The following is a 24102-nucleotide window of genomic DNA, read 5'->3' as shown; positions in this document are numbered from 1 at the left end:
AGTGAATTTTAATATTTCTTACCTTATTTTCGCTAATCTTTCTATTCATTGAGCAACCCTAATAATCGCTATATACTAATGCACGCTAATTTTTCCGTTTTGTAGGTTTTTTATGAACACAATGTTGCAACAGCTTAAAAATCACCGTTCTATTCGGCAATTTACCGAACAGCCAATCAGTAAGGAATTACGCACTGAGATTTTAAATGCAGCGAAAATGGCTTCCACTTCACAGCATATTCAAGCGACACACGTTATTCGTATCACTGATCCTACGGTGCGTAAAAAATTACGTGAAATTTGTTCTGATCAAGCTTATGTAGAAAATGCGGCGGAGTTTTGGGTATTTTGCGCAGATTTCGCTAAACACGCCGGAATTGTGCCGAACGCCGAATTTGATTGGACGGAATGGTTACTTGTCGGTGCCATTGATACCGGGATTTTTGCTCAAAACGTACTCACTGCAGCGGAAGCCTGCGGATTAGGCGGTGTGTTTATCGGATCTCTCCGCAATGATATTGAACAGGTGGATAAACTTCTCAAATTACCGAAATATGTTGTGCCATTAGTGGGAATGTGTTTAGGTTATCCTGCACAAGATCCGATATTACGCCCCCGCTTCCCTGCAGAAATGCTTTGTTCCGAAAATGAATATACTCCATTAGATCCGGCTAAGCTTACCGCATTTGATGCAGAAATTTCCGACTATTATCAGATGCGTTCGCAAAAAACGCTCACTTGGTCAGATTATATGAAAGGGGTTTTTAGCGAACAAAAACGTCCGCAAATTTTGTCTTATTTGCAATCAAAAGGTTTTGTGCAACGGTAAATAAAGAAAAAAGTCCAATCGCTTTATCGGCTAGTTTGGAGTTACTTGATAATTTCTCGGTTTGAACAACGCAACCTGTTTCTGTTACGTATTCTTCCATTCATTCGGCGGTTGCCTGTTTTTGCGCCAAGAATCATCGGAAGGAATTGATTTCCGCAAAGTCGGGATAAAACACAATTTTTATTTTGTGCGATTTTTATCAAAATTTGTTTTTTCTCTCTTGACCCCGTAGTAGCTACGGGCTTTAGACTTATGTTCGTTCAATTAAGTTACTTTACAAAGGAAGAAATATGAGCCTTTCTCATTCAACGAACCATTCATCGCACCATCATTCCCATCATCATAACCACTCAGAGAAAAATAAAACGATTTTAGGGATCAGTTTTGTCATTATCACGATTTATATGGTGGTGGAATTTCTGGGCGGCTATTTTTTCCAAAGCCTTACTTTAATGGCGGATGCAGGACATATGGCGAACGACAGTCTATCGCTTTTCTTGGCATTAATGGCATTATTTTTAAGCGTAAAATGGCAAAAATGGTTTGCTTTGTTAAACGGTATTTCACTGATTGGGGTTGCCATTTGGATTTTGATTGAAGCCTTGGAACGTTGGCAATCTCCACCCGAAATGCAAGTGCTCCCGATGTTAAGCGTGGCAATTACAGGGCTTGCTGTGAATATTTTTGTGGCTTGGATTATGCTTAAAAGTGATCACGATAATTTGAATATTCGAGCCGCTTACCTGCACGTCTTGGCTGATTTGTTCGGATCGGTGGTGGCGATTGTGGCGGGGTTAAGCGTATTATGGTTTAACTGGCAGTGGGTGGATATCGTCGCAAGTGCGATTTTGAGCCTGCTTGTTTTGCGTAGCGGCGGTGCCGTGACTATTCAGGCTGTTAGGGCATTGCGGAATAATGATGAACATTTCTCGTTAAAATCACATTCTCATTGAGGCGGCTTAAAGAAAAAAGATGAAAATTAATGAACTTAGTCTTCGCACGGGTGTAAACCTTGAAACGATCCGATATTATGAAAAACAAGGTATTTTACCCGAACCCAAACGGGCAGCGAACGGTTATCGTCATTATGATGAAGAAAGTGTCGCGCAGCTGAATTTTGTGAAAAATTGCCGTGCTTTAGGCTTTTCGCTAGAGGATATTCGTCAACTCAATCAGCTGAAATTCGGTATGGCAGATCATTATCAGGCAGATTTTCTTGTGTTGAATCAACTCGCCCAAGTCGAAGATAAAATCGTCCGGTTATTGGAAATAAAAACATTTCTACAATCTATTGCAACAAAAGAAGAACATAGCGAATCGGAATGCAAGGTGATCGCCGGTTTAGCGGAAGGAAAGTGCGGTTGATTTTTCCGAAATTTTGTTGCCATTTAAGCCTTTTAATTAAAGGTTTTTTTCAAAATCTCTTCCAATAATTCAAATACTTTTAATACACGTGTCGGTGTGATGCTTTCATAAGGGCGATATAAAAACAGTTGCCATTTTTGAATTTCAATATCGGTGAAAAGTGGGCGTAGTTCGCCTGTTTGTAAGTAAGGTTTGGCAATAAAATCGCTAATCAAACCGACCGCTCTTCCTTGCAGTATTGCCTGTAAACCGCTGTAAATATCAACACTTTGAAATACAACGTGGCGAGGTTTAAGTGTGTATTCGACATTTAGCGGAAAGTGCCATGTGCGTCCGGTATTAGGATTGATTTGAGCAACAAAAGGAAAATGTTGCTCCAGATCATATAAGGATTTCGGTTCACCCAAGTTTTCCAGCAGGCTTGGTGCGGCAACCAATACATCGCCAATTTCGGTGATTTTTCGTACGATGAAATTAGAATCAGGTTCTAATCCGATGCGTATGCCAATATCAATACGGTGGCTGACATTATCAAGTTTTTTCATATCATCACGCCAGTCGATGATCAGATTGGGATAAGGAGAAAGTGCGGTCAGTAGTTTTGCTAAAATTTCATCATTAATTCGCCAGCTCGGTACGGTAATTCGCACAATGCCGTTCATTTCTCGGTCGGCACGTTGTTTGCTTGGTATAAATAAACGATCACTATCTGCCAATAATTGTTGCGCTTGAGGTAAAAATTGTTCACCAAAATCGGTTAAAGAAACCCGCCGAGTGTTGCGTTGAAATAATGGCTCGCCTAAATATTCTTCCAATTCTGCAATCAATCTGGTTACGACAGGAGGTGATATTGCGAGGCGATTGGCGGTTTCTTTAAATTGGAGTGTTTCGGCAAGGGTGCAGAATACTTTTAATATTTCAAAACGATGATTCATTTATTATTTCATTTTTAGAAATTGTGAAATTCATTTTTACAAATTTACTTGAAATAGTCCAGCCGTTAGAATTATACATATAATTTTGATGCAATTGATATTGCGGACACCGATGTGGTGTCCTTACACAAACTTTTATAAGGAAAGCAAAATGACGAAAACTCTTTTCAAAAAGACCGCACTTGTTGCTGTATTAGGTTTAGCATTTTTCGGAGAAAACGCAATGGCCTCATTACCTCAAAATGCCACAGCTATTGATGTACCGTCACAGCATATTCAATTAACGCAGGAATGGGATAAAATTTTCCCTAAATCCGATAAGGTGGAGCATCGTAAGGTAGTTTTTAAAAATCGTTATGGCATCACCTTAGCCGCAGATCTTTATGTGCCGAAAAATACCAAAGGTAAATTACCGGCAATCGCAGTAAGCGGTCCGTTTGGCGCGGTGAAAGAGCAATCTTCAGGGTTATATGCGCAAACCTTAGCGGAACGTGGTTTTGTCACACTGGCTTTTGACGGCTCGTACACCGGTGAAAGTACCGGCATACCACGTAATGTACCTAGTCCGGAAATCAATACTGAAGATTTTAGTGCCGCAGTGGATTTTTTAGGTTCGCTTGATAATGTGGATCGCGAAAAAATCGGGATTTTAGGCGTGTGTGGTTGGGGGGGCTTTGCTTTGAATGCGGCAGTATCTGATCCGCGTATTAAGGCGGTGGCGGTCAGCACAATGTATGATATGACCCGTGTAGCCGCTAACGGTTACGAAATTGATATGAAACGGAATGCTGAAGGTGGATATGATAGAAAATCGGCGCAAACTGCGGAAGAACGCTACAATATGCGCTTGCAAATGAACAACGCACGTTGGGAAAGTGCAAAAAACGGTTATGAGACGTTGCTACCGGCAAATAATCTCGATCCGGCAAAAGGTATTACACCTGAAACGCCAAAATTTATCGCAGAATATGCAGATTTCTATCGTACGGAACGAGGCTTCCATCCACGTTCTATTAACTCAAACCCAAACGGCTCGTGGACAACCACCGGTATGATTTCATTGATGAATATGCCGATTTTACAATATGCGCAAGAATTGAAAGCTCCCGCATTGATTGTGCATGGTGAAAAAGCGCATTCACGTTATTTTGCAGAAGATGCCTATAACTCGCTAGGTAGTAAAAATAAAGAGTTATATATCGTACCGGGGGCAAGCCACACGGATTTGTACGATAACAAAGCAGGTAAAATTCCTTACGATAAATTTGAGGCATTTTTTAAAGCAAACCTGAAGTAATTAGCTTGACCGCTTTCAAAAGGGCGGTCAAATTTATATGAAAACTTTGTTTTCCTTCTTACTCGGTTTAGTCAGTTTTCAGTAGGTGCTGAAATGAAAGTTAAAATTACTCTTGATGACGGTGTTTATTTCGCCACACTTTCAGATAACCCAACTAGCCAAAGTTTTTGGCAGAAACTGCCAATAATATCAAAGCTTGAAAATTATGCGAATAATGAAAAAGTGGTGTATTTGAAAGAACAACTTAGCATCAAACAAGCTCCGGTCGGCTATATGAGTAAAACAGGTGATATCGCCTATTATGCTCCTTGGGCTAATATTGCAATGTTTTTTGACAAAGGCGATTACGCACAGGGTTTAGTTTATATGGGGAAATTTGACGGCGATTTGACCGCACTTTCAAAATCGAATCATATTAAATTTGAACGGGCGGAATAATGCGTTGGGCGGCACTCGCATCATGCCTTTCGGCAGGTGTCCGTGAGTTTAATGGATGATTAATTAAGTTGTTCGTTTTCAGTGGAATTTGCTTGTTTCATTATTCGTTTTTTCCTTATTCTCTTTTTATCATTTTAAGGCTAATCAAGCCTGATCAAGTCGGCTAAAATAGCCACGTTCGAACAACAGGAGTATAGATATGAATAATATTCAGAACAAAGTCGTGATTATTACTGGAGCATCATCAGGTATTGGTGAGGCAACCGCTTATAAATTAGCGGAACAGGGGGCGAAATTAGTATTAGGCGCACGCCGTGAAGAGAAATTGAAAGCGATTGTCGAGAACATTAAAGCCAAAGGCGGTGAGGCGGTGTATCGGGTTACTGATGTCGTGAAGGCGCAAGATAATGCGGCTTTGGTGGAATTGGCAAAATCGGCTTTTGGTAAAGTCGATGCGATTTTCTTAAATGCGGGCTTAATGCCAAATTCACCGCTTTCAGCCTTAGAAACCAATAACTGGAATGCGATGGTGGATGTGAATATCAAAGGCGTATTAAACGGAATTGCCGCTGTCTTACCAGTTTTTGAAGCGCAAAAATCAGGCCATATTTTAGCCGTATCTTCTGTGGCCGGCTTGAAAGTTTACCCTGGTGCAAGTGTGTACTGTGGTACGAAATGGGCGGTAAAAGCGATTATGGAAGGTTTACGTATGGAGTCGGCTCAAGCAGGTACGAATATTCGTACTGCAACGATTTACCCTGCCGCCGTGCAATCGGAATTGGTTGATCACATCACTAATGAAGCAACATCTAAAGGTTATCGGGAGCTTTATGATACTTTTGAAATTCCTGCAGAACGTGTGGCGAATGTCGTGGCTTTTGCGCTTTCCCAACCGGAGGACACCAACATCAGTGAATTTACTTTAGGTCCAACTACACAACCTTGGTAAAGTTCAGTTCAAGTAATGATCGTTTGGTGAGGCTTATGTCTTAAAGAGCGGTCAAAAAATTCGGTATTATGTAGCAGTTGTACAAAGGCTGTTTTTAATTCAAATGTTGGGTGCATTACGCCTTTGGCTAACACACCCTACTTTTAAAGTCGTAACGTTATTTTGCAGTGTAGCCTTATACGGTTTGTGTGGGTGAGTAAAAGTGTCTGTGTAAGTGCTACATTATAATACCTGATTTCACTCAAGATTTTTTTGCCGTTAAAGCAAAACTTTCATCAAGTAATTCAAACAATAAGTTGTCATCAATTTCTGAGAGATTAAGACTCAACCAATGTTCTTTATTCATATGATAAGCGGGATAAACACCTTTCATCATTCTGAGCGAGCCGATTTCTTCCGTTTTGATCTTAACATTGATTATTGAGATTTTTCTTTCTTCTTTCAAACCGATTTTAGTGCCTTCTATCAACATTACAATGGCAAACCATTTACGGTTATTTTGATGTCTGAATACGGCATAATCGGGATGTTTTGCCCACAGGTATTCCGCCGATGCACTATAACGTTGTTCGATTTTAGGGAGCAGTGTTGTTGTGTCCATTTCATTTTCCTTATTAAAAATCAGGTAGCATTATAAGTCGAACTATTTAGAATGGCGAGAGACCAAAAACGGCAGTATTTACCGTTTTTAATCAGTTAGTTACCGTAAGGATTTTCTTTTGCCGACCACATACTTAATACTGCCCATGCCATACATCAATTTTTAAGTGATAATTCATTGGAAACTCGTACTATTGCCTTTGATTATTTTTTATCTTTCCAGTCCGGTACGGCTTTTTCCGCCGCAGGTACATCATAAATGTCCAATACAACAGGTTTCACACCATTGGCTTCCAGGTTTTGGCTTTATCTGCGCTACGTGTCGTGCCATACACAATATAGCCTTTTTCGACTAACGCTTTGGTTAACGGCTCACCGATAACGCCGGTTGCACCTGCTACAAACACGGTTTTTGATTTTGCTGTCACTGTGGTTTCAGGGGATTTATCACAGGCGGTTAAACTAAACATACCGGCTGCAAGTGCGGTCAATTTTAGCAATGTTTTTTCATAAGAATCTTTATAACATATGAAAAACAAATAAAATTCGCTGTGTATTCTAGCAGTCAAAGATTTACAAGAGAAAAGTATATTTTAATAAATACGCTCATTTAGCCGCCCTGATTGTCATCTCATGGTTTTTTCTTTAGAATAACCCCAATTTATTTAGTATTTTATTTTGAACTAAAAGGTACGTTATGGCAGATTGGGATGGGAAATATATCAGTCCTTATGCGGAACATGGAAAGAAAAGCGAACAAGTGAAGAAGATCACGGTGTCGATTCCGATTAAAGTTCTGGAAATCTTGACGAATGAACGCACCCGTCGCCAATTAAAAAGCCTTCGCCACGCCACAAATAGCGAGTTGCTTTGCGAGGCTTTTCTCCATGCCTTTACCGGTCAGCCGTTACCAACGGATCTGGATTTAATGAAAGAACGCCATGATGAAATTCCGGAAGATGCAAAAGAAATTATGCGCCGATTGGGAATTGATCCGGAAAGTTGGGATTATTAGCCCCTTAACTTCTTTCTTTTTTTAATCCATTCAAAATTGAACATTCGGGCTGATCATTGCCCTGACAGGCATTATGCCATTGTTGTAGTTTTTCCACCATTTCTTCTAATTGTTTAATTTGTTGTTTTAGCATAGCGATGTGCTGCGTGGTGAGGGCTTTTACTTCACTGCTATTGCGGGCGGGGTTATCTTGCAAAGCAAGCAATTGTGCGATTTGTTGTAACGAAAAGCCGACATCTCGTGAGTGGCGAATAAAATATAAACGTTCGATGTCCTTCTCTTCGTAATAACGATAACCGGAAAAGTTGCGCTGTGCCGGTTTTAACAAACCTAATTTCTCATAATCCCGAATTTGTTTTGGGGTAAGTCCGCTTAATTTGGCGACTTCACTAATATTCATAAAAACACCTTGACCTTTACCTTGGGTTAAGGTTTATAGTAAGCCACCTCAAAATATCATTCAATACTAACAAGGAGAAAATAATGAAAAACGTTCGTTTAACGGTAACAGGAATGCATTGCGGCGGTTGTGTAAAAAGCGTAACTCGCGTATTGGAAGAATTAGATGGCGTGGTGCAAGTGAATGTTGCCCTTGAAGGCTATGCGGATGTTCAATTTGATGAAACCAAAGTCTCCGTTTCACAATTAATTGAAACCATAGAGGATGCAGGTTTTGACGCAACAGAGTAAAAAAATTTCTCTTCAAATTGAGGGAATGACTTGTCAATCTTGCGCCAGTCGAATTGAAAAAGTGCTGAATAAAAAGCCTTTTGTGGAACAAGCGAATGTCAATTTTGCGGTGGAAGAAGCGCAGGTCGTTTTTGATCCGACACAGGCAAGTGCGGATGATATTCTCGGCATTATTCAGAAAACCGGTTTTAAAGGAAGTTTAAAAACCGACAAACAGTCGCTTTTGCGGGAAGATAAAAAATCCCATTGGCGACTTTGGCTATTGTTGGTGATTAATATTCCGTTCTTAATCGGAATGATCGGAATGTTGATCGGTAATCATCAGTTAATGTTGCCGCCAATGTGGCAATTTGTGTTAGCAACCGTTGTGCAATTCGGGTTGGCCATTCCGTTTTATCGCGGAGCAATAGGCAGTATTCGCGGCGGATTGGCAAATATGGATGTTTTGGTGAGCAGCGGCACACTTACGATTTATCTGTATTCCGTTTATATGTTGTTTTATCACACTGCACAAGGTCACGATGCGTTACATCACGTGTATTTTGAAGCGGCTGTGATGGTGATCGGTTTTGTAAGCCTCGGTAAATTTTTAGAAGAGCGAACAAAAAAACACAGTCTCAATAGTTTGGAATTGTTGCTACGGCTTACGCCAAGCCAAGTTAGCGTTTGGCGTGATGAAATGTGGCAGATTATTTCCCTTGATCAAGTAAAAATCGGTGATGTATTGCGGGCAAATCAAGGGGAGCGTATTGCTGCGGACGGCATTGTGGAGCAAGGAAACGGCTGGTGTGATGAAAGTCATTTAACCGGTGAATCGATGCCGGAAATGAAACAGGCGAGAAGCAAGGTTCTTGCCGGCGCAATGGTAACCGAAGGCAGTTTGACTTATCGGGCGCATCAACTCGGCAGCCAAACTTTATTGGGTGATATGATGAGCGCATTGTCTGAAGCACAAGGCTCGAAAGCGCCCATTGCGCGTTTTGCCGATAAAGTGGCAGGTGTTTTTGTCCCCGTCGTGCTTGGTATTTCCGCAATCACTTTTATCTTAACTTGGCGGATAACCGGTGATCTTGAAACCGCAATTATTCACGCCGTATCCGTACTGGTGATTGCTTGCCCTTGTGCTTTAGGGCTTGCCACACCGGCTGCGATTATGGCAGGCATGGGGAAAGCGGTTAATTCAGGTGTTTGGTTTAAAGATGCGACAGCAATGGAACAAGCGGCGCATATTAATACTGTTGTATTAGACAAAACCGGTACGCTAACCACCGGTGAGCTAAACATTGCTACAGTATGGTTGCCGCAAAGTGCGGTCATTTCCGAAGACGATTTATATCGCATTACCGCAGCCGTAGAACAATATGCCAATCATCCTCTTGCGAAAGCGATTGTGCGTGAGGCGCAGAAAAAAATCGCTTCGATTCCGACCGCACTTTCGGTGAAAGCCGAAGTGGGAGCGGGTATTTCGGCAGAAGTAGAAGGAGTAGGACTCGTCAAGGTGGGGACGCCTGCGTTTTGTGAATTTGATTTACCGAATGATCTGGCGGAAGTATGGGACATTGCCAGTGTAGTGGCGGTTTCAATTAATGGAAAAACTGCCGGTGCTTTTGCTTTGACGGATACCTTACGCAAAGAAAGCGAAGCCGCAATCAAGCGATTACATCAGCATCATATTCAGGTGATAATGATGAGTGGCGATCGCCAATCCGTGGTGGATTATGTCGCACGGCAGCTTGGTATAAAAATGGCATTCGGTCGGCGCTCACCACGTGAGAAAGCGACAAAAATTCATGCTTTACAACAAGAAGGAAGAATTGTTGCAATGGTAGGAGATGGCATTAATGATGCTGCGGCGCTTGCAATGGCGGACGTGAGTTTTGCGATGAAATCCGGTTCTGATGTGGCACAACAAACCGCCTCCGTCACCTTAATGCGCCAATCGGTAAATCAGCTTGCCGATGGGATTTTGATTGCGCAAGCAACACTGAAAAATATCAAGCAAAATCTCTTTTTTGCGTTGGTTTATAATGTGCTAGGTATCCCGCTTGCGGCATTAGGCTACTTGAATCCGGTGATTGCCGGTGCTGCAATGGCGTTAAGCTCTATTTCGGTATTAACAAATTCTCTAAGACTTAAACGTCTCAAACTTCATTAGCAAAGGGGGGGAATTTTCCGGTATTATGTAGCAATTGCACAAAACATCGTAAATACCATCGTTCCTGTAAGGTGGGCAAATTTTTGCCCACCTTTCTAATTACGATATTTCAATGGTGGGCAACTAGTTGCCCACCCTACCCCAAGAAATATCAAAGCGCTTTGTGCAACTGATACATAATACCGGAATTTTCCCCCCTTCTCTTTATTCGTTTACCCAAAGCGGTAACGAGATAGTCATCGCCAAGCCGCCTAACGGACTTTTTTCCGCCCACACTTTACCTTGATGCCCCTTAACGACATTTGAAACGATAGCCAAGCCAAGCCCGGTGCCGCCGGTTGTGCGTGTACGCGTCTCATCAACGCGATAGAATGGGTAGAAAATTTTTTTCAATTCTTCCGGATGCACCCCGGATCCGTTGTCATCAATGCGGATCTTCAGGAATTCTTCTTCTTCTTCTTCTTCTTCTTGGAGAAAAATATGAAGTTTGATCTTATCCTTTGTATATTTCAGCGCGTTTCTAATAATATTTTCGACCGCACTTTGTAGTTGATCCTCATTGCCGTTTAGAAAAATATCGACATCGCGGGGTAAATCGAAGGATTTCTCAAATTCAATATGACGCTGTTCGGCTTCAAATACCGCATCTTGTACCACATTACGCCAAATTTTTTCTGCCGGAAAGATGGTTCTTGTTACTTGCGCATTGATTTGTTGACGAGAGATGAGTAATAACTCATTAATCATTTTATCCATACGGGCAACCTCTTTCTCAATGCGCTGAACGGCATTGGTTTCTCCGATTTGATGGCGCAGTAGTACCGTAGCGAGTTGAAGCCGGGTTAGTGGTGTTTTCATCTCATGAGAAATGGAAGACATTAAGGTTTGTTGGTTTGAGATTAATTCATTAATCGCCATTGTCATTCGGTTAAAACGAGTACCTACTTGGCGTAGCTCCAGCGGTCCATCATGGCTTAGTCTTGGATCAATTGTAAAGTTACCCAGTGCTACATTGTTTGCCGCTTTTTGCAAACGAGAAATTGGTTTTACTATAGTGTAAGTAAACCACCACAGCAGTGGTGTTGTAATGAACAGGGCTAAAATAAGTAATGTCAGTGGGTTATTCAGTAAATATTGAAGTATCTCTTTATGCGGATCAACACGGGATACGAAGAAGAGTGAAAACGGCTCATGAAAGTCATTATTTGCATATAGTTGGAAAGGGCCGGCAATTTGGATGTCGTCAAAATTCTTTCGCATTGGAATTGAAAAATCCGTTGAATTTTCAGCAAAACGATATACAAGCGGTTTTTCTTCAGTAAATGCACCGAATACTTCTTTAGTATGAGGGTTGTAAATAACAGGGCGGGCAATATCAAACTGCTCGACTGGAAGTAGAGGTGTTTTAGAAAGAATGGATTTGATTTTATGATGGTAGATGATTTCAGCTATTGTTTTTTGGTAGTTCGCAATTTCATTATTTTGTAGCGCAGAGTAAAAACGGTTATCAACATAGGGAAGGGCAATAATGGTTACGATCATGGCTAAAAAAGCAAACCAAAATACGGCGAAGATGCTAACGGTTAACTGATTCAGACTAAATTTCTTTTTACGCTGCATAAGATTATTTATTAACTAAAAGATAGCCTCGCCCACGCAAGGTTTTAAACCAAGGCAAACCGTTTTCTTTTTGTGGTAATTTTTTACGTAGGTTTGACATATGCATATCGACTGAGCGATCAAATGGAGAAAGCGCTTTCCCTAAGGCACTAAGACTTAATTCTTCACGGGTGACTAATTCTCCCGCGGAGCGAACCAACTCTCTCAGTAATGCAAATTCTGATTCGGTAAGATGTAGATCTTGCGTTTTATAGAACGCTAAGTGATTTTCTAAATGAAGTTTTAATCCGTGGAAATCTACCCATCCGTTTTTGTCCCTTTGAGAAGAGAGGGGGCGGTTTGATGTGCCATTTGAATCGACACTTCTACGTAAAATCGCTTTAATGCGTGCAACTAATTCCCGATCATTAAAAGGTTTTGGCAAATAGTCGTCAGCCCCCAGTTCTAATCCGAGTACGCGATCAATTTCTTCACCACGTGCGCTCAGCATCATAACGGGTACGTTGGATTGTTGGCGGATATGTTTTAGTGTTTCGATGCCGTTTAATACCGGCATCATTACATCTAACAAAATTAATGCATAATTTTGCTCAAGTTTATCCAACGCTTCTTGACCATTATTAGCCACATCAACAATAAAGCCTTCCAGCGAAAGCACTTCCGCAAGTAAGTCCGTTAGTTCGGTATCATCATCAACGAGTAAAATTTTTGACATGACCAACTCCCTTATCGTTACTTAATTATCCGATGAAAGAATGCCTGCAAAGCAGGCGATAGACCGGAATTACCAGAATTTCCACCAAGATTTTTTCTGTGCATTACCATTGCGCTCAATAATCGTGTTATTTTCATTTTGTGAGGCGACTTCAGGTAATGGCTTATCAAGATTGGTTTCGGTTACAATACCGCGTTGATCAAATTTTACGGTAAAAGTATGTTGTTCCGGCGATTGATAGGCGTGTTGTTGTAAAAACACGTAGTACCAAGTGAGATTGCTATAAGGGTCAATTAAAACCGGCGTACCAAGTAAATATTGTACTTGTTGTGCCGTCATACCTTGTTTTACTTGCGCTACATTAGCGGCTTCCAGGTAATTCCCTTGTGGCACATCAATACGATAAACCACTTTCTCGATAGTTGAACAAGCCGTCAGGCTTAATGCCAATACCGCTGCGCCAAAAATAGTTTTAAATTGCATTTTCTTTACCTTAATTTCTGCAAACTTTCTGAAATAATATCCAAAGTTACGGGACTTGCCAAACTAATTCTCTGATTTTAGGGCTTTTTGTAATTGATCTTTCAAATTCGGTGGTAAACCTTTAATCGTTAATTCATCGGATAGCGGATCCCAAAGAATACGCGTATTAAGCAAATCCGCATCAAAACTCAATGTAACGCCTTTACCGGAACCGGAGAATTTTGTGAGCGATTTCAATGCAGAACGTAGCGGTGGGATACTTTCTTCTAAACCGTAATCTTGTGCTTCGGCAAAGGCGACAAAAGATTGCTCGTTTAGAGTGGGTAAGTTTGCCGAAAGTTCCGTTAATTCAATCTCTTCGCCGCCGCTAAGCTGCCCTTTGCAATACTCAAAAACCTGCTTTTTCACTGCTTGGGTTTGCTCTTTATTTAATTCGCCTTGCTCACAATAATCGCTCACCGCTTGTAATAAACATTGATTTTGCACTTGCGGATTTAATCCTTCTTCCGCACCAAGAAAATCCATAAAGAAATCACTGATTTTACGACCGACACGTCCTTTGATAAACGTTAAATAGCGGTTGGAGTTCGCATTCACCTGCAAATCCGTCAAATTGATCCGTGCGGCGATGTCGAATTGTGTGATGTCGAGATATTCCGTACGGCGAATGTCCAAATGCTCGTCTACCAGCATACTGTGGCGGCTATCAAGCAGCGCAATAAATAAATAGTCGGTGGCTAAAAAATTATACTGGCAGAGAATGAGCGTGCCGCTATCGGCAAAATTATATTTACTTAATTCATTTGCGAGCAGTTGGGTGGAGGATTGGCTAAAACCTAAAAATTCGATTTCCCGTTCCAGTAAGCGATTTAAATGTTGGGCAAAGATGGAATTTTCTTGGAATACCCCAAAAGCTTTCGCTTTATTTTGATAACCTTGGTGTAATTGCAACATCATTTGTTCTACTTCCGGCGTGATCGCCAACAATTCATCACGCAGAACGCTTTTCATTTCTGCATTTTCACCGTCAGTTTGCTTGATTAGCTGATGGAGTACGATTTGATTAACGCTAATACTCATTTTCTTTTCCTTTCTTCAAAAACGTTGCAAATTATAACCGCACTTTTTAATCAAGAAAAAAGAAATTGTTTAGGATCTGGGAAATAATCGGGTATGATAGAGCGACTTTTTTCTCTCGTTTTGAATAAAATGGCTCAACATTCAAAGTATTCCGATGCGCAACTCGGCGCAATTGTAAATGATATGATAGCCGTGTTGGAAAAGCATAAAGCCCCTGTCGATTTGTCTCTCATTGCACTAGGCAATATGGCAAGCAATTTGCTTACCAGCAGCGTGCCGCAAACTCAACGTGAGGCTTTGGCGCAAGCCTTTTCCAATGCTTTAGTTAACGCAGTAAAAACGCACTAATATGATGTGGTTTAAAAAAGGCACTTTCAGTGGGAAACAATATCGTGATGATACCTCCCGAAAAATTTCGTGGGGGCATTGGTTTGCCTTTTTTAATATTATTATTTCGGTGCTGATCGGCGCACGTTACGCTTTTCTCATTGATTGGCCCGATACGCTTGGCGGTAGACTTTATTTCTTCGTTAGCTTGCTCGGGCATTTCAGTTTTTGCGTTTTTGCCGTTTATTTATTGGTCATTTTTCCACTGAGTTTTGTTGTTAAAAATCACCGCACTTTCCGTGGTTTAACGGTCATACTTTCTACGGTTTGTACAACGCTATTACTGTTTGATACGGAAGTATTTCACCGTTTTAATCTGCATTTATCTTCTGTGGTGTGGAATTTATTGGTGAATCCGGAAAATGGTGAGATGTCACGCGATTGGCAAATTTTCTTTACGCCAATGCCGATCATTTTGCTTGCTCAAATGCTGTTTTCCCGTTGGAGCTGGGAAAAGCTCCGTAGTCTTGAACGGCAAAAATGGCTGAAAGGCGTAGGGGTATTTTTCATAACAACTTTTATTGCAACGCATCTTATTTATGCTTGGGCGGATGCTTATTTGTATCGTCCGATTACAATGCAACGTTCCAATTTTCCGCTTTCTTACCCGATGACGGCACGCTCTTTCTTGGAAAAACACGGCTTGTTGGATTTTGAGCAATACACGAAAACATTGGAGCGGGAAGGACGATTAGATGCGCTGAAGATTGATTATCCAAAGCATAAACTCACCTTTGCACCGCTTGAAAATAAGCCGAATCTTTTAGTGATCACGGTTTCAGGACTGCGTTATGATGCGGTCTCTCGTGAAAAAATGCCAAGACTGGCGGCGTTTGCTAAGGGTTCGACACAATTTGTCAACCATTATAGCAGCGGTAATACAAATAATACCGGGTTGGTCGGCTTATTCTATGGTTTGAATGCAAATTATACGGACAGTATTCTGAGCAACCATACGCCGTCCGTATTGATTGAAAAACTCCGTTCGGAAAAATATCAATTTGGTTTATTCTCAGCCACAAACTTTAAAGATAGCTTATTCCGTCAAGCCCTCTTTAAGAATATTAAGTTGCCGCAAGGAAAATTCGGCAATGAAAGTGCGGTCAAAAATTTCAATGAATTTATGGCTGCAAGAACCGCCCAACCCCCTTGGTTTGCTTATCTTGATCTTGATTTAACGGCAAAAAACGAGACGGAATATGACCGCACTTTAGGACGAATAGATGCGTTGATTGAGCAGGCATTAATGAACGTGCCATTAGAAAATACCCTCGTGATTGTAACGGCAGAACACGGTTTGGCTTTTCATAAAATGGATGAAAAAGATCGCTCCGGTTATTTTGGACGTGATGCTATTCAAGTTCCGCTGCTGGTCTATTGGAAAGACTTACCGGCGGGCGTTGAAAAAGGGCTAACCGGGCATACCGATATATTGCCGGCGTTGATGACATCGGTGTTCAAGGTAAAAAATCCGTTGAGTGATTATTCGCAAGGGCGTAATTTATTTGATTTGAATGGAGATAATTGGGTGCTTGCTTCAAATTATCGTTGGAACGTATTGATTCAACCGGATGGCACGCAGTATCACATTGATCGTAAAGGAAACTACAAAAAATTTGACCGCACTTATCAAGAACAATTTTCCGAACGTCCGCCATTGGGGCTGTTCTTGGAAATGTTTAAACGGGAAAATTCATTTTTTGAGAAATAAGATAAGTTAGGCGGTATTTCCGCCTTGATTTTATCGTAAAAATGAATGGCTTTTTGTGCTTCAACCCTTTATACTTGCGCCTCAGTTTAAGACTGAAAAGATGTTATTAATGAAAATCCGTGAGTTTTTCATAACATTATCACTATGCTTCTCGCCACGCTTGCCGTGCCTTTCAATTAATACGCTTCTCGTCTTTTTATCCTCATTCTTTTTTATGGAGTTTGTATGAAAAGCCACGTTCGTAGTTTTAAAACCTATATTCGCGATGAGATCATTAAAAAAGGCGGTTGGGTGAATGCCCACGCGCATGCAGATCGCGCCTTTACGATGACTCCGGAAAAAATCGGGATTTATCATAGTAGCAATTTGCAGCAAAAATGGGATTTGGTCGATGAAGTAAAACGCACTTCCAGCGTTGATGATTACTATGCGCGATTTTGCCAGTCTATCGAGTTAATGATTTCCCAAGGTGTAACGGCTTTCGGTACATTCGTTGATATTGATCCGATTTGCGAAGATCGTGCAATTATCGCTGCTCACAAAGCACGTGAAGTCTATAAGCATGACATTATTTTAAAATTTGCCAATCAAACCTTAAAAGGCGTGATTGAGCCCACTGCCCGTAAATGGTTTGATATCGGTTCGGAAATGGTGGATATGATAGGCGGTTTGCCATATCGCGATGAATTGGATTATGGACGCGGTTTAGAGGCAATGGATATTTTGCTGGATAAGGCAAAATCTCTTGGTATTATGTGCCATGTGCACGTGGATCAATTTAATAATCCAAGTGAAAAAGAAACCGAGCAATTATGTGATAAAACCATTGAACACGGTATGGAAGGGCGTGTGGTCGGGATTCACGGAATCTCTATCGGATCGCATTCCAAAGAATATCGTTATCAACTTTATGAAAAAATGCGTAAAGCAAAAATGATGATGATTGCTTGCCCGATGGCATGGATTGATAGTAATCGGAAAGAAGACTTAATGCCGTTCCATAACGCTTTAACACCGGCAGATGAAATGATTCCGGAAGGTATTACGGTTGCTTTGGGAACAGATAATATTTGCGATTATATGGTGCCGCTTTGCGAGGGTGATTTGTGGCAGGAATTGAGTTTGCTTGCGGCAGGTTGTCGTTTTCCTCATTTAGATGCGATGGTGGATATTGCAAGTATTAATGGACGTAAAGTGTTGGGATTAGAGCCGATTTAATTGAAATTCATTTAAAAAAAGAGCGGTCATAAAATAAAAGGTTTTATGATCGTTTTTTATTTGAAAATAGAAATTAAGGTTATTGAAGAAGATATTAGAAGAGGTGGTGGGCGATACCGGTCTCGAACCAGTGACCCCCTCCTTGTAAGGGAGGTGCTCTCCCAACTGAGCTAATCGCCCGATAATATTAAGGCTAAATCCTTAAATTTTCGGTTTATTTAAACACGTAATTAAGTGGTGGGCGATACCGGTCTCGAACCAGTGACCCCCTCCTTGTAAGGGAGGTGCTCTCCCAACTGAGCTAATCGCCCACTTAAGATAGCGTTTAAATAAAAGGGAAAGTTTGAGCGGAAAGAACACTTTAGAGAAGTGGTGGGCGATACCGGTCTCGAACCAGTGACCCCCTCCTTGTAAGGGAGGTGCTCTCCCAACTGAGCTAATCGCCCGCTTGGTCAAACTTAACAACATTAAGTACCTTGGATAGTGGTGGGCGATACCGGTCTCGAACCAGTGACCCCCTCCTTGTAAGGGAGGTGCTCTCCCAACTGAGCTAATCGCCCTTAATGTTGTGGGTTGGCATTATAGGGATAATGTGTTTTCAGTCAATCATTTTTTATAAAAAAGCGATTAATTGTTGTAAAAATAAGCATAAAAAGCAGCTTTACTTATTTAGATGTGAATGCAGTCGTAGTAGAATAGCGGGCAATATTTTGATTAAAGATAGGTTAGAAAATGAAATTAGCAGCTCCTTTTGATTTAGATCCGAATGTGAAAGTGCGTACCCGCTTTGCCCCTAGCCCTACCGGTTATTTACACGTAGGTGGGGCGCGTACTGCGCTTTATTCTTGGTTATTCGCAAAACATAATCACGGCGAATTTGTATTGCGTATTGAAGATACGGATTTGGAACGTTCTACGCCGGAAGCCACGGCTGCGATTTTGGAAGGAATGGAATGGTTAAATCTGGCTTGGGAGCATGGGCCTTATTACCAAACCGAACGTTTTGATCGCTATAACCAAGTTATTGATGAAATGCTTGAACAAGGTTTGGCATATCGTTGCTACTGTTCTAAGGAACGTTTGGACGCTCTTCGTAATACACAAGAACAAAATAAAGAAAAACCACGTTATGATCGCCGTTGTTTGCACGATCACGGCCATTCACCGAATGAACCGCACGTCGTTCGTTTCAAAAATCCGACGGAAGGCTCGGTCATATTTGATGATGCCGTGCGGGGACGCATTGAAATTAGCAACAGTGAATTGGATGATCTCATTATTCGCCGCACGGACGGTTCACCGACCTATAATTTCTGTGTAGTGGTAGATGACTGGGATATGGGCATTACTCATGTGGTGCGTGGTGAAGATCATATTAATAATACGCCTCGTCAAATTAATATCCTCAAAGCTATCGGTGCACCGATTCCGATTTATGCACACGTTTCAATGATCAACGGTGATGATGGTCAAAAACTTTCAAAACGTCATGGTGCGGTGAGTGTGATGCAATACCGTGATGAAGGTTATTTGCCGGAAGCGCTCATTAATTACCTTGTGCGTTTAGGTTGGGGGCATGGTGATCAAGAAATTTTTAGTCGTGAAGAAATGATTCAATATTTTGAACTTGATCACGTGAGTAAATCGGCAAGTGCCTTTAATACCGACAAACTCTTGTGGTTGAACCATCACTATATCCGTGAATTACCGCCGGAGTATGTAGCGAAACATCTTGAATGGCATTATAAAGATCAGGGTATTGATACAAGCAGCGGGCCTGCGTTGAGTGAAATTGTGACAATGCTTGCCGAACGTTGCAAAACATTAAAGGAAATGGCGATGGCAAGCCGTTATTTCTTTGAAGAATTTGATACTTTTGATGAAGCGGCCGTGAAAAAATATTTCAAAGGTACTGCTGTTGAAGCCCTTGAAAAAGTAAAAGAAAAATTGACCGCACTTTCCGCTTGGGATTTACATTCTACTCATGAAGCGATTGAACAAACCGCTGCTGAGCTTGAAGTAGGAATGGGGAAAGTCGGTATGCCGTTGCGTGTAGCGGTTACCGGTTCGGGTCAGTCGCCATCAATGGATGTAACTTTAGTCGGCATTGGTCGTGAACGTGTACTTGCCCGTATTCAACGTGCGATTGATTTTATTAAGTCGCAAAATGATTAATATTTAATCGTCTGATCTTTTCAAGATAATTTCATATTGACAGCGGTTGCGGCAAAATTTAAGATAGCACCGCTTTTTGGGGATATAGCTCAGTTGGGAGAGCGCTTGAATGGCATTCAAGAGGTCGTCGGTTCGATCCCGATTATCTCCACCAAATTTATCAACGCACTGTGTTTACAGTGCGTTTTCTTTTTCTAGATATTTCGTAGTTTATCGGAATAAAGTATCAAACAAAGTGCTATCACCATAATGAGGATGGCTCCGGCGAATAAAATCGTATCTAGCGCGCTTTCGTGTATAACGATAATAAAACGTAGCATTGCGGTGATCCCCGAATAAATAAAATAGCGTAAAGGGAAGTGATAACCGCTTTTAAAATATTGCACGATCAAGCCGATAAATCCGAAGTATAAGAAAAACATTACGGCTTGTTCAGCTAAGGCATAAGGCACAACGGTCGAAGGGCTTATCACCATCAAGGCAAGAGAATAAGTAATTTTTGCTAAAGCAATAGTAAGTACAATCGCTAAAGCAATCAATGCGGTACTTAGTATGATTTTTAGTATGTTTGTTATGATATTAGGGAATTTCTCCATTTGGTTTTCTTCCATTGTTTATCCTCTATCTGTTTATCTTTAATAAAAAATACCGACATTATCATCGGTATTTCTTGGAAAGTGCGGTTATTTTTCACCGAGTTTTAATCCGGCGCATAATATAGTTTTCCTATTTCAATTTTTTGACGACCCGTTTCTTCACGCCATTTGTTGCTATCACGTAACGAATACACACAGCCGCAATATTCTTGTTGATAAAAACGTTCACGCTTGCTGATTTCGATCATTCGTTGTGAACCGCCTTCTTTGCGCCAGTTGTAATCCCAATAAATCACGTCATCATACTTTTCTGCCGCACGATGTCCGCAACCGTTGATTTGGTTCATATCTTTCCAACGAGAGATTCCGAGACAACTTGTGAAAACAGGGAAACCGTGCTCATGAGCATATTCCGCGGCTTTTTCAAAACGCATATCGAAACACATCGTACAACGAATTCCACGTTCCGGTTCCCATTCCATACCTTTCGCACGATCGAACCAATTTTGGCGATCGTAATCCGCATCAATAAAGGGAATGCCAAACTTTTGAGCGAAGCGAATGTTTTCTTCCTTACGAATTAAATATTCCTTTAACGGATGAATATTCGGATTGTAAAAATAAATGGTAAAGTCGATACCGGAGGCAAGGATTGCTTCCATCACTTCACCGGAGCAAGGCGCACAGCAAGAGTGAAGAAGTAATTTATTGTGTCCGTCGGGTAGGGTTAATTTTTCACGAACAAAAGGGGCGTTAGGATCTTTACGCACTTTTTGTTTGCGTATTTTAGGCTGGAAATTGACCGCACTTTGCGTTGAATTTTCGGTGTTATTCATAACGTTAATATAGGGAAAGATTTTCCTAAAATGTTAATTTTGTATCAAAAGTTAATAGGTTCTATCTACGGATAAATAAGCTAAAGAAATCAAGGCCTGTTTGTATTCGCTTTCCGGCAAAATAGCAATTGCATCAACGGCTTTTTGTGCCTCTTGTTTTGCCTGCGCCATAGAATAATCCAACGATTTATGCTCTGCCATAATGGCAAGCACTTCATCGATAGCTTCTCGTTTACCGCCTTGCTCAATAGCTTCACGGATAAGTGTCGCTTGCCGCTCATTTCCATTTCGCATTGCGTGCAATAGAGGAAGCGTCGGTTTTCCTTCCGCCAAATCATCGCCCACATTTTTTCCGAGTGCTTGGGCGTTTGCGCTATAATCCAATACGTCATCCACCAGTTGGAATGCGGTGCCGAGATAACGACCGTAATCCTGTAAGGCTTTCTCTTGTGCTTCCGTTGCGCCGGCAACAATGGCGGCGGCTTGTCCTGCAACTTCAAATAAACGTGCGGTTTTGCTGTAAATCACACGCATATAATTCGCTTCACTGGTTTCAGGATCATTGACGTTCATTAATTGTTGGACTTCGCCTTCCGCCAGTACATTGGTTGCATCTGCCATAATGCGTAGGATTTTTAAAGATTCCAATTGTGCAACCAACTGAAATGCCCGCGTGTAAATAAAATCTCCGACCAATACGCTTGCGGCATTGCCGAATTCCGCATTGGCGGTAGCACGCCCACGACGCATATCGGATTCATCTACGACATCATCGTGCAATAAAGAGGCGGTGTGAATAAATTCGACAAAGGTTGCGCAAGTGATCGTTTGCGATCCTTCAAACCCTAAAGATCGTGCGGCAAGTATGGCGATCAAAGGACGGATCCTTTTTCCGCCGCCTTGCACAATATAGAAACCGAGTTGGCTTATTAATGCCACATCGGAATTTAATTGAGTAAGAATATTTTGATTCACTTTCTGCATATCCGGATCAACTAATTGCTGAATAGATTGCATGTCCATTAAATCTTGTTTTTTCATCTCTTTTGATTGGCTTCTAAGGTAAAAGTGCGGTGTATTTTAACTGAATTTTCAGGCTTTCTGAAATCAAACCACCGGAAAAGGGAATTTTTTTATTTTATTACAAATAAACCCTTGCTATGGGATCGTTTTTTCCGTAGAATTTGCGACCTATTTTATGTGAATTTTGAAGTGCGGACTGCAAAGTGCAGAAAAGCACAGTTAAGCGGAGTATTTATGTACGCAGTTTTCCAAAGTGGCGGTAAACAACACCGTGTTAGCGAAGGACAAGTTGTTCGTTTAGAAAAACTTGAACTTGCAACCGGCTCAACAGTTGAGTTTGATTCAGTGTTGATGGTCGTTAATGGTGAAGATGTAAAAATTGGTGCACCGGTAGTTGCCGGCGCAAAAGTAGTGGCTGAAGTGGTTGCACAAGGTCGTGGCGAGAAAGTAAAAATCGTTAAATTCCGTCGTCGTAAACACAGCCGTAAACAACAAGGTCATCGTCAGTGGTTCACCGAAGTGAAAATCACTGGGATTCAAGCATAATTTCAGGGAGATCAAGTAGATGGCAACTAAAAAAGCTGGTGGTTCAACTCGTAACGGTCGCGATTCTGAAGCTAAACGCCTTGGTGTTAAACGTTTCGGTGGCGAGTCTGTGTTAGCAGGTAGTATCATTGTTCGTCAGCGTGGTACTAAATTCCATGCAGGTAGCAATGTAGGTATGGGTAAAGATCACACCCTATTTGCAACGGCAGACGGTAAAGTTAAATTTGAAGTAAAAGGCGAAAAAAGCCGTAAATACGTAAGTATTGTTACTGAGTAATTTAAAACCTATTTGAGTGAAACGCCCTACAAATATGTGGGGCGTTTTATTTTTTGGATCATCCTTGCATTCCGTAACTTTAGGATCTAATGTATAACCACTGAAGATTTATATAAATTTATTGTGAGTAGCAACAAACATAAGGAATAAGTATGAAACAACAACCATTCTTGGGCTTTATCTTTGCTTTAATTACCGCGATGGCGTGGGGCTCACTACCTTTAGCACTGAAACAAGTTCTTTCAGCGATGAACGCACAAACGATAGTCTGGTATCGTTTTGTTGTTGCAACACTTGCATTGTTGTTATTGCTTGCTTACAAAAAGAAATTGCCGGAATTGGCTAAAATCGGGCGATATGGCTGGCTGGTTGTTATCGGTGTGCTTGGGCTTGCAGGAAATTTTTTATTATTCAGCAGTTCACTTAATTATATTGATCCCTCGGTCGCACAGATTTTCATCCATTTATCTTCCTTTGGTATGTTGCTTTGCGGTGTCTTTATTTTTAAAGAAAAGCTAGGATTACACCAAAAGATCGGGATCTTGCTTTTATTAGCAGGTTTAGGATTATTCTTTAACGATCGTTTTGATGTATTCAGTGGTCTGAACCAATATTCCATCGGTGTGATATTAAGTGTAAGTGCTGCCTTGATATGGGTTGCATATGGTATGGCGCAAAAACTCATGTTGCGTAGATTCAGTTCACAACAAATTTTATTAATGATGTATTTTGGTTGTGTTATCGTGTTCACCCCAATGGCTGAGTTTTCGCAGGTACAAGCATTAACCCCTTTTACGCTTGGTTGTTTTATTTATTGTTGTTTGAATACCCTAATTGGCTATGGTTCTTATGCCGAGGCATTGAATCGCTGGGATGTTTCAAAAGTGAGTGTGGTGGTAACACTTGTACCGCTTTTCACTATTTTATTTTCTCATCTTGCACATCTTTTTAGCCCTGAGTACTTTGCCCTACCGAAACTAAATACTGTTAGCTATATTGGGGCGTTTATTGTAGTATGCGGAGCAATTTTATCTGCAGTTGGACATAAATTATTATCACCGCATAATGTGAAATAGTGCGGTATTATGTATCAGTCGCACAAAGAGAATTTTATATACAATATTTATCGAGGGTAAGGTGCATTAAGCTTTGCGTAACGCAC

General features: G+C 41.1%; 27 protein-coding genes and 5 tRNA genes. 17 read left to right on the top strand and 15 right to left on the bottom strand.

Annotated elements, in window-relative coordinates:
* The first annotated feature begins 112 nt into the window (after positions 1-112).
* The 3 genes from nfsA (at position 113) to IHV77_RS05595 (ending at position 2194) form a co-directional block, all read left to right on the top strand.
* Positions 113-829 (top strand): oxygen-insensitive NADPH nitroreductase, encoded by a 717-nt coding sequence (nfsA, locus tag IHV77_RS05605; RefSeq protein ID WP_194813106.1) that lies wholly within the window; start codon positions 113-115, stop codon positions 827-829.
* A 290-nt stretch (positions 830-1119) separates the two neighbouring features.
* On the top strand, positions 1120-1782 hold the full coding sequence (locus tag IHV77_RS05600; protein WP_194813105.1) for a cation diffusion facilitator family transporter: 663 nt from the start codon (positions 1120-1122) through the stop codon (positions 1780-1782).
* Between the two features lie 19 nt (positions 1783-1801).
* Entirely contained in the window at positions 1802-2194 is a 393-nt protein-coding gene (locus IHV77_RS05595; RefSeq protein ID WP_194813104.1) for a MerR family transcriptional regulator, read from the top strand.
* A gap of 32 nt (positions 2195-2226) precedes the next feature.
* On the opposite strand, the gene IHV77_RS05590 is transcribed toward IHV77_RS05595, so the two are convergent.
* Positions 2227-3129 (bottom strand): LysR family transcriptional regulator, encoded by a 903-nt coding sequence (locus IHV77_RS05590; protein WP_194813103.1) that lies wholly within the window; start codon positions 3127-3129, stop codon positions 2227-2229.
* A gap of 151 nt (positions 3130-3280) precedes the next feature.
* On the opposite strand from IHV77_RS05590, the gene IHV77_RS05585 reads away from it, so the two are divergent.
* The 3 genes from IHV77_RS05585 to IHV77_RS05575 all read left to right on the top strand — a co-directional run bounded on the left by IHV77_RS05585 (position 3281) and on the right by IHV77_RS05575 (position 5813).
* Positions 3281-4426, top strand: coding sequence for an alpha/beta hydrolase (locus IHV77_RS05585; RefSeq protein ID WP_194813102.1), 1146 nt, complete (start codon positions 3281-3283; stop codon positions 4424-4426).
* Positions 4427-4519: 93 nt separating this feature from the next.
* Entirely contained in the window at positions 4520-4864 is a 345-nt protein-coding gene (locus IHV77_RS05580) for a cyclophilin-like fold protein (RefSeq protein WP_194813101.1), read from the top strand.
* Between the two features lie 199 nt (positions 4865-5063).
* Positions 5064-5813, top strand: a complete 750-nt coding sequence (locus IHV77_RS05575; protein WP_194813100.1) for an SDR family oxidoreductase — start codon at positions 5064-5066, stop codon at positions 5811-5813.
* Positions 5814-6054: 241 nt separating this feature from the next.
* On the opposite strand, the gene IHV77_RS05570 is transcribed toward IHV77_RS05575, so the two are convergent.
* Entirely contained in the window at positions 6055-6414 is a 360-nt protein-coding gene (locus IHV77_RS05570) for an MmcQ/YjbR family DNA-binding protein (protein WP_194813099.1), read from the bottom strand.
* A 277-nt stretch (positions 6415-6691) separates the two neighbouring features.
* Positions 6692-6952, bottom strand: a complete 261-nt coding sequence (locus IHV77_RS05565; RefSeq protein ID WP_228550045.1) for an NAD-dependent epimerase/dehydratase family protein — start codon at positions 6950-6952, stop codon at positions 6692-6694.
* A 158-nt stretch (positions 6953-7110) separates the two neighbouring features.
* On the opposite strand from IHV77_RS05565, the gene metJ reads away from it, so the two are divergent.
* Positions 7111-7428, top strand: a complete 318-nt coding sequence (gene metJ, locus IHV77_RS05560) for a met regulon transcriptional regulator MetJ (protein ID WP_194813098.1) — start codon at positions 7111-7113, stop codon at positions 7426-7428.
* Positions 7429-7432: 4 nt separating this feature from the next.
* Here metJ and cueR read toward each other — a convergent pair whose 3' ends face one another.
* Positions 7433-7828 (bottom strand): Cu(I)-responsive transcriptional regulator, encoded by a 396-nt coding sequence (cueR, locus tag IHV77_RS05555; protein WP_194813097.1) that lies wholly within the window; start codon positions 7826-7828, stop codon positions 7433-7435.
* Between the two features lie 83 nt (positions 7829-7911).
* On the opposite strand from cueR, the gene IHV77_RS05550 reads away from it, so the two are divergent.
* Positions 7912-8118: a heavy-metal-associated domain-containing protein gene (locus IHV77_RS05550; protein ID WP_194813096.1), complete on the top strand. Its 207-nt coding sequence runs from the start codon at positions 7912-7914 to the stop codon at positions 8116-8118.
* Entirely contained in the window at positions 8093-10273 is a 2181-nt protein-coding gene (locus IHV77_RS05545) for a heavy metal translocating P-type ATPase (protein WP_194813095.1), read from the top strand. Before IHV77_RS05550 ends, IHV77_RS05545 begins: the two co-directional genes overlap by 26 nt.
* A 204-nt stretch (positions 10274-10477) precedes the next feature.
* Here IHV77_RS05545 and cpxA read toward each other — a convergent pair whose 3' ends face one another.
* From cpxA to yejK, 4 genes are all read right to left on the bottom strand, one after another.
* Positions 10478-11893 carry an envelope stress sensor histidine kinase CpxA gene (cpxA, locus tag IHV77_RS05540; RefSeq protein WP_194813094.1) on the bottom strand — a complete coding sequence of 472 codons (1416 nt, stop codon included), beginning with the start codon at positions 11891-11893 and terminating at the stop codon, positions 10478-10480.
* Positions 11894-11897: 4 nt separating this feature from the next.
* Entirely contained in the window at positions 11898-12608 is a 711-nt protein-coding gene (locus IHV77_RS05535) for a response regulator (protein WP_194813093.1), read from the bottom strand.
* A 69-nt stretch (positions 12609-12677) separates the two neighbouring features.
* Positions 12678-13091 (bottom strand): outer membrane protein assembly factor BamE, encoded by a 414-nt coding sequence (gene bamE / locus IHV77_RS05530; RefSeq protein ID WP_194813092.1) that lies wholly within the window; start codon positions 13089-13091, stop codon positions 12678-12680.
* 63 nt (positions 13092-13154) lie between these two features.
* Positions 13155-14171 (bottom strand): nucleoid-associated protein YejK, encoded by a 1017-nt coding sequence (gene yejK, locus IHV77_RS05525; RefSeq protein ID WP_194813091.1) that lies wholly within the window; start codon positions 14169-14171, stop codon positions 13155-13157.
* A 129-nt stretch (positions 14172-14300) separates the two neighbouring features.
* On the opposite strand from yejK, the gene IHV77_RS05520 reads away from it, so the two are divergent.
* From IHV77_RS05520 to IHV77_RS05510, 3 genes are all read left to right on the top strand, one after another.
* Positions 14301-14519, top strand: a complete 219-nt coding sequence (locus IHV77_RS05520) for a YejL family protein (RefSeq protein ID WP_194813234.1) — start codon at positions 14301-14303, stop codon at positions 14517-14519.
* 1 nt (position 14520) lies between these two features.
* Positions 14521-16269, top strand: a complete 1749-nt coding sequence (locus tag IHV77_RS05515) for a DUF3413 domain-containing protein (protein ID WP_194813090.1) — start codon at positions 14521-14523, stop codon at positions 16267-16269.
* A gap of 225 nt (positions 16270-16494) precedes the next feature.
* A complete protein-coding gene (locus IHV77_RS05510) occupies positions 16495-17487 on the top strand; it encodes an amidohydrolase family protein (RefSeq protein WP_194813089.1) in 993 nt (330 codons plus the stop codon).
* Positions 17488-17591: 104 nt separating this feature from the next.
* On the opposite strand, the gene IHV77_RS05505 is transcribed toward IHV77_RS05510, so the two are convergent.
* From IHV77_RS05505 to IHV77_RS05490, 4 genes are all read right to left on the bottom strand, one after another.
* A tRNA-Val gene (locus tag IHV77_RS05505) sits at positions 17592-17667 on the bottom strand.
* Between the two features lie 55 nt (positions 17668-17722).
* Positions 17723-17798, bottom strand: a tRNA-Val gene (locus IHV77_RS05500).
* Between the two features lie 59 nt (positions 17799-17857).
* Positions 17858-17933: transfer RNA gene (locus IHV77_RS05495), tRNA-Val, on the bottom strand.
* A 38-nt stretch (positions 17934-17971) separates the two neighbouring features.
* Positions 17972-18047, bottom strand: a tRNA-Val gene (locus IHV77_RS05490).
* Between the two features lie 172 nt (positions 18048-18219).
* Between IHV77_RS05490 and gltX the strand changes: the two genes are divergently transcribed.
* Positions 18220-19662, top strand: a complete 1443-nt coding sequence (gene gltX, locus IHV77_RS05485) for a glutamate--tRNA ligase (RefSeq protein ID WP_194813088.1) — start codon at positions 18220-18222, stop codon at positions 19660-19662.
* Positions 19663-19740: 78 nt separating this feature from the next.
* Positions 19741-19816, top strand: a tRNA-Ala gene (locus tag IHV77_RS05480).
* A 40-nt stretch (positions 19817-19856) separates the two neighbouring features.
* Here IHV77_RS05480 and psiE read toward each other — a convergent pair.
* The 3 genes from psiE to ispB all read right to left on the bottom strand — a co-directional run bounded on the left by psiE (position 19857) and on the right by ispB (position 22135).
* Positions 19857-20273 (bottom strand): phosphate-starvation-inducible protein PsiE, encoded by a 417-nt coding sequence (gene psiE, locus IHV77_RS05475; RefSeq protein WP_194813087.1) that lies wholly within the window; start codon positions 20271-20273, stop codon positions 19857-19859.
* An 89-nt stretch (positions 20274-20362) separates the two neighbouring features.
* Entirely contained in the window at positions 20363-21094 is a 732-nt protein-coding gene (locus IHV77_RS05470; RefSeq protein ID WP_194813086.1) for an epoxyqueuosine reductase QueH, read from the bottom strand.
* A 51-nt stretch (positions 21095-21145) separates the two neighbouring features.
* Positions 21146-22135: an octaprenyl diphosphate synthase gene (gene ispB / locus IHV77_RS05465; RefSeq protein WP_194813085.1), complete on the bottom strand. Its 990-nt coding sequence runs from the start codon at positions 22133-22135 to the stop codon at positions 21146-21148.
* A gap of 216 nt (positions 22136-22351) precedes the next feature.
* On the opposite strand from ispB, the gene rplU reads away from it, so the two are divergent.
* The 3 genes from rplU to IHV77_RS05450 all read left to right on the top strand — a co-directional run bounded on the left by rplU (position 22352) and on the right by IHV77_RS05450 (position 24016).
* On the top strand, positions 22352-22663 hold the full coding sequence (gene rplU / locus IHV77_RS05460; RefSeq protein ID WP_194813084.1) for a 50S ribosomal protein L21: 312 nt from the start codon (positions 22352-22354) through the stop codon (positions 22661-22663).
* Positions 22664-22682: 19 nt separating this feature from the next.
* On the top strand, positions 22683-22940 hold the full coding sequence (gene rpmA, locus IHV77_RS05455) for a 50S ribosomal protein L27 (RefSeq protein WP_005626413.1): 258 nt from the start codon (positions 22683-22685) through the stop codon (positions 22938-22940).
* A gap of 152 nt (positions 22941-23092) precedes the next feature.
* Positions 23093-24016 (top strand): DMT family transporter, encoded by a 924-nt coding sequence (locus IHV77_RS05450; protein WP_194813083.1) that lies wholly within the window; start codon positions 23093-23095, stop codon positions 24014-24016.
* The last annotated feature ends 86 nt before the right edge of the window (positions 24017-24102 follow it).

It is taken from the genome of Rodentibacter haemolyticus (assembly GCF_015356115.1).
Taxonomy (GTDB): Bacteria; Pseudomonadota; Gammaproteobacteria; order Enterobacterales; family Pasteurellaceae; genus Rodentibacter; species Rodentibacter haemolyticus.
The sequence above is the reverse complement of the archived record's forward strand: the minus strand, read 5'-3'. Positions and strand labels throughout refer to the sequence as shown.

What these genes read in the sequence shown, in the direction of transcription:
- metJ (WP_194813098.1), top strand. Translation starts at nt 7,111, where the DNA reads ATGGCAGATTGGGATGGGAAATATATCAGTCCTTATGCGGAACATGGA.
- cpxA (WP_194813094.1), bottom strand. Translation starts at nt 11,893, where the DNA reads ATGCAGCGTAAAAAGAAATTTAGTCTGAATCAGTTAACCGTTAGCATC.
- IHV77_RS05515 (WP_194813090.1), top strand. Translation starts at nt 14,521, where the DNA reads ATGATGTGGTTTAAAAAAGGCACTTTCAGTGGGAAACAATATCGTGAT.
- IHV77_RS05470 (WP_194813086.1), bottom strand. Translation starts at nt 21,094, where the DNA reads ATGAATAACACCGAAAATTCAACGCAAAGTGCGGTCAATTTCCAGCCT.
- IHV77_RS05520 (WP_194813234.1), top strand. Translation starts at nt 14,301, where the DNA reads ATGGCTCAACATTCAAAGTATTCCGATGCGCAACTCGGCGCAATTGTA.
- rplU (WP_194813084.1), top strand. Translation starts at nt 22,352, where the DNA reads ATGTACGCAGTTTTCCAAAGTGGCGGTAAACAACACCGTGTTAGCGAA.
- gltX (WP_194813088.1), top strand. Translation starts at nt 18,220, where the DNA reads ATGAAATTAGCAGCTCCTTTTGATTTAGATCCGAATGTGAAAGTGCGT.
- ispB (WP_194813085.1), bottom strand. Translation starts at nt 22,135, where the DNA reads ATGAAAAAACAAGATTTAATGGACATGCAATCTATTCAGCAATTAGTT.
- IHV77_RS05575 (WP_194813100.1), top strand. Translation starts at nt 5,064, where the DNA reads ATGAATAATATTCAGAACAAAGTCGTGATTATTACTGGAGCATCATCA.
- cueR (WP_194813097.1), bottom strand. Translation starts at nt 7,828, where the DNA reads ATGAATATTAGTGAAGTCGCCAAATTAAGCGGACTTACCCCAAAACAA.
- IHV77_RS05580 (WP_194813101.1), top strand. Translation starts at nt 4,520, where the DNA reads ATGAAAGTTAAAATTACTCTTGATGACGGTGTTTATTTCGCCACACTT.
- nfsA (WP_194813106.1), top strand. Translation starts at nt 113, where the DNA reads ATGAACACAATGTTGCAACAGCTTAAAAATCACCGTTCTATTCGGCAA.
- IHV77_RS05550 (WP_194813096.1), top strand. Translation starts at nt 7,912, where the DNA reads ATGAAAAACGTTCGTTTAACGGTAACAGGAATGCATTGCGGCGGTTGT.
- IHV77_RS05570 (WP_194813099.1), bottom strand. Translation starts at nt 6,414, where the DNA reads ATGGACACAACAACACTGCTCCCTAAAATCGAACAACGTTATAGTGCA.
- bamE (WP_194813092.1), bottom strand. Translation starts at nt 13,091, where the DNA reads ATGCAATTTAAAACTATTTTTGGCGCAGCGGTATTGGCATTAAGCCTG.
- IHV77_RS05590 (WP_194813103.1), bottom strand. Translation starts at nt 3,129, where the DNA reads ATGAATCATCGTTTTGAAATATTAAAAGTATTCTGCACCCTTGCCGAA.
- IHV77_RS05510 (WP_194813089.1), top strand. Translation starts at nt 16,495, where the DNA reads ATGAAAAGCCACGTTCGTAGTTTTAAAACCTATATTCGCGATGAGATC.
- IHV77_RS05595 (WP_194813104.1), top strand. Translation starts at nt 1,802, where the DNA reads ATGAAAATTAATGAACTTAGTCTTCGCACGGGTGTAAACCTTGAAACG.
- IHV77_RS05600 (WP_194813105.1), top strand. Translation starts at nt 1,120, where the DNA reads ATGAGCCTTTCTCATTCAACGAACCATTCATCGCACCATCATTCCCAT.
- rpmA (WP_005626413.1), top strand. Translation starts at nt 22,683, where the DNA reads ATGGCAACTAAAAAAGCTGGTGGTTCAACTCGTAACGGTCGCGATTCT.
- IHV77_RS05585 (WP_194813102.1), top strand. Translation starts at nt 3,281, where the DNA reads ATGACGAAAACTCTTTTCAAAAAGACCGCACTTGTTGCTGTATTAGGT.
- IHV77_RS05450 (WP_194813083.1), top strand. Translation starts at nt 23,093, where the DNA reads ATGAAACAACAACCATTCTTGGGCTTTATCTTTGCTTTAATTACCGCG.
- IHV77_RS05535 (WP_194813093.1), bottom strand. Translation starts at nt 12,608, where the DNA reads ATGTCAAAAATTTTACTCGTTGATGATGATACCGAACTAACGGACTTA.
- yejK (WP_194813091.1), bottom strand. Translation starts at nt 14,171, where the DNA reads ATGAGTATTAGCGTTAATCAAATCGTACTCCATCAGCTAATCAAGCAA.
- IHV77_RS05545 (WP_194813095.1), top strand. Translation starts at nt 8,093, where the DNA reads ATGCAGGTTTTGACGCAACAGAGTAAAAAAATTTCTCTTCAAATTGAG.
- psiE (WP_194813087.1), bottom strand. Translation starts at nt 20,273, where the DNA reads ATGGAAGAAAACCAAATGGAGAAATTCCCTAATATCATAACAAACATA.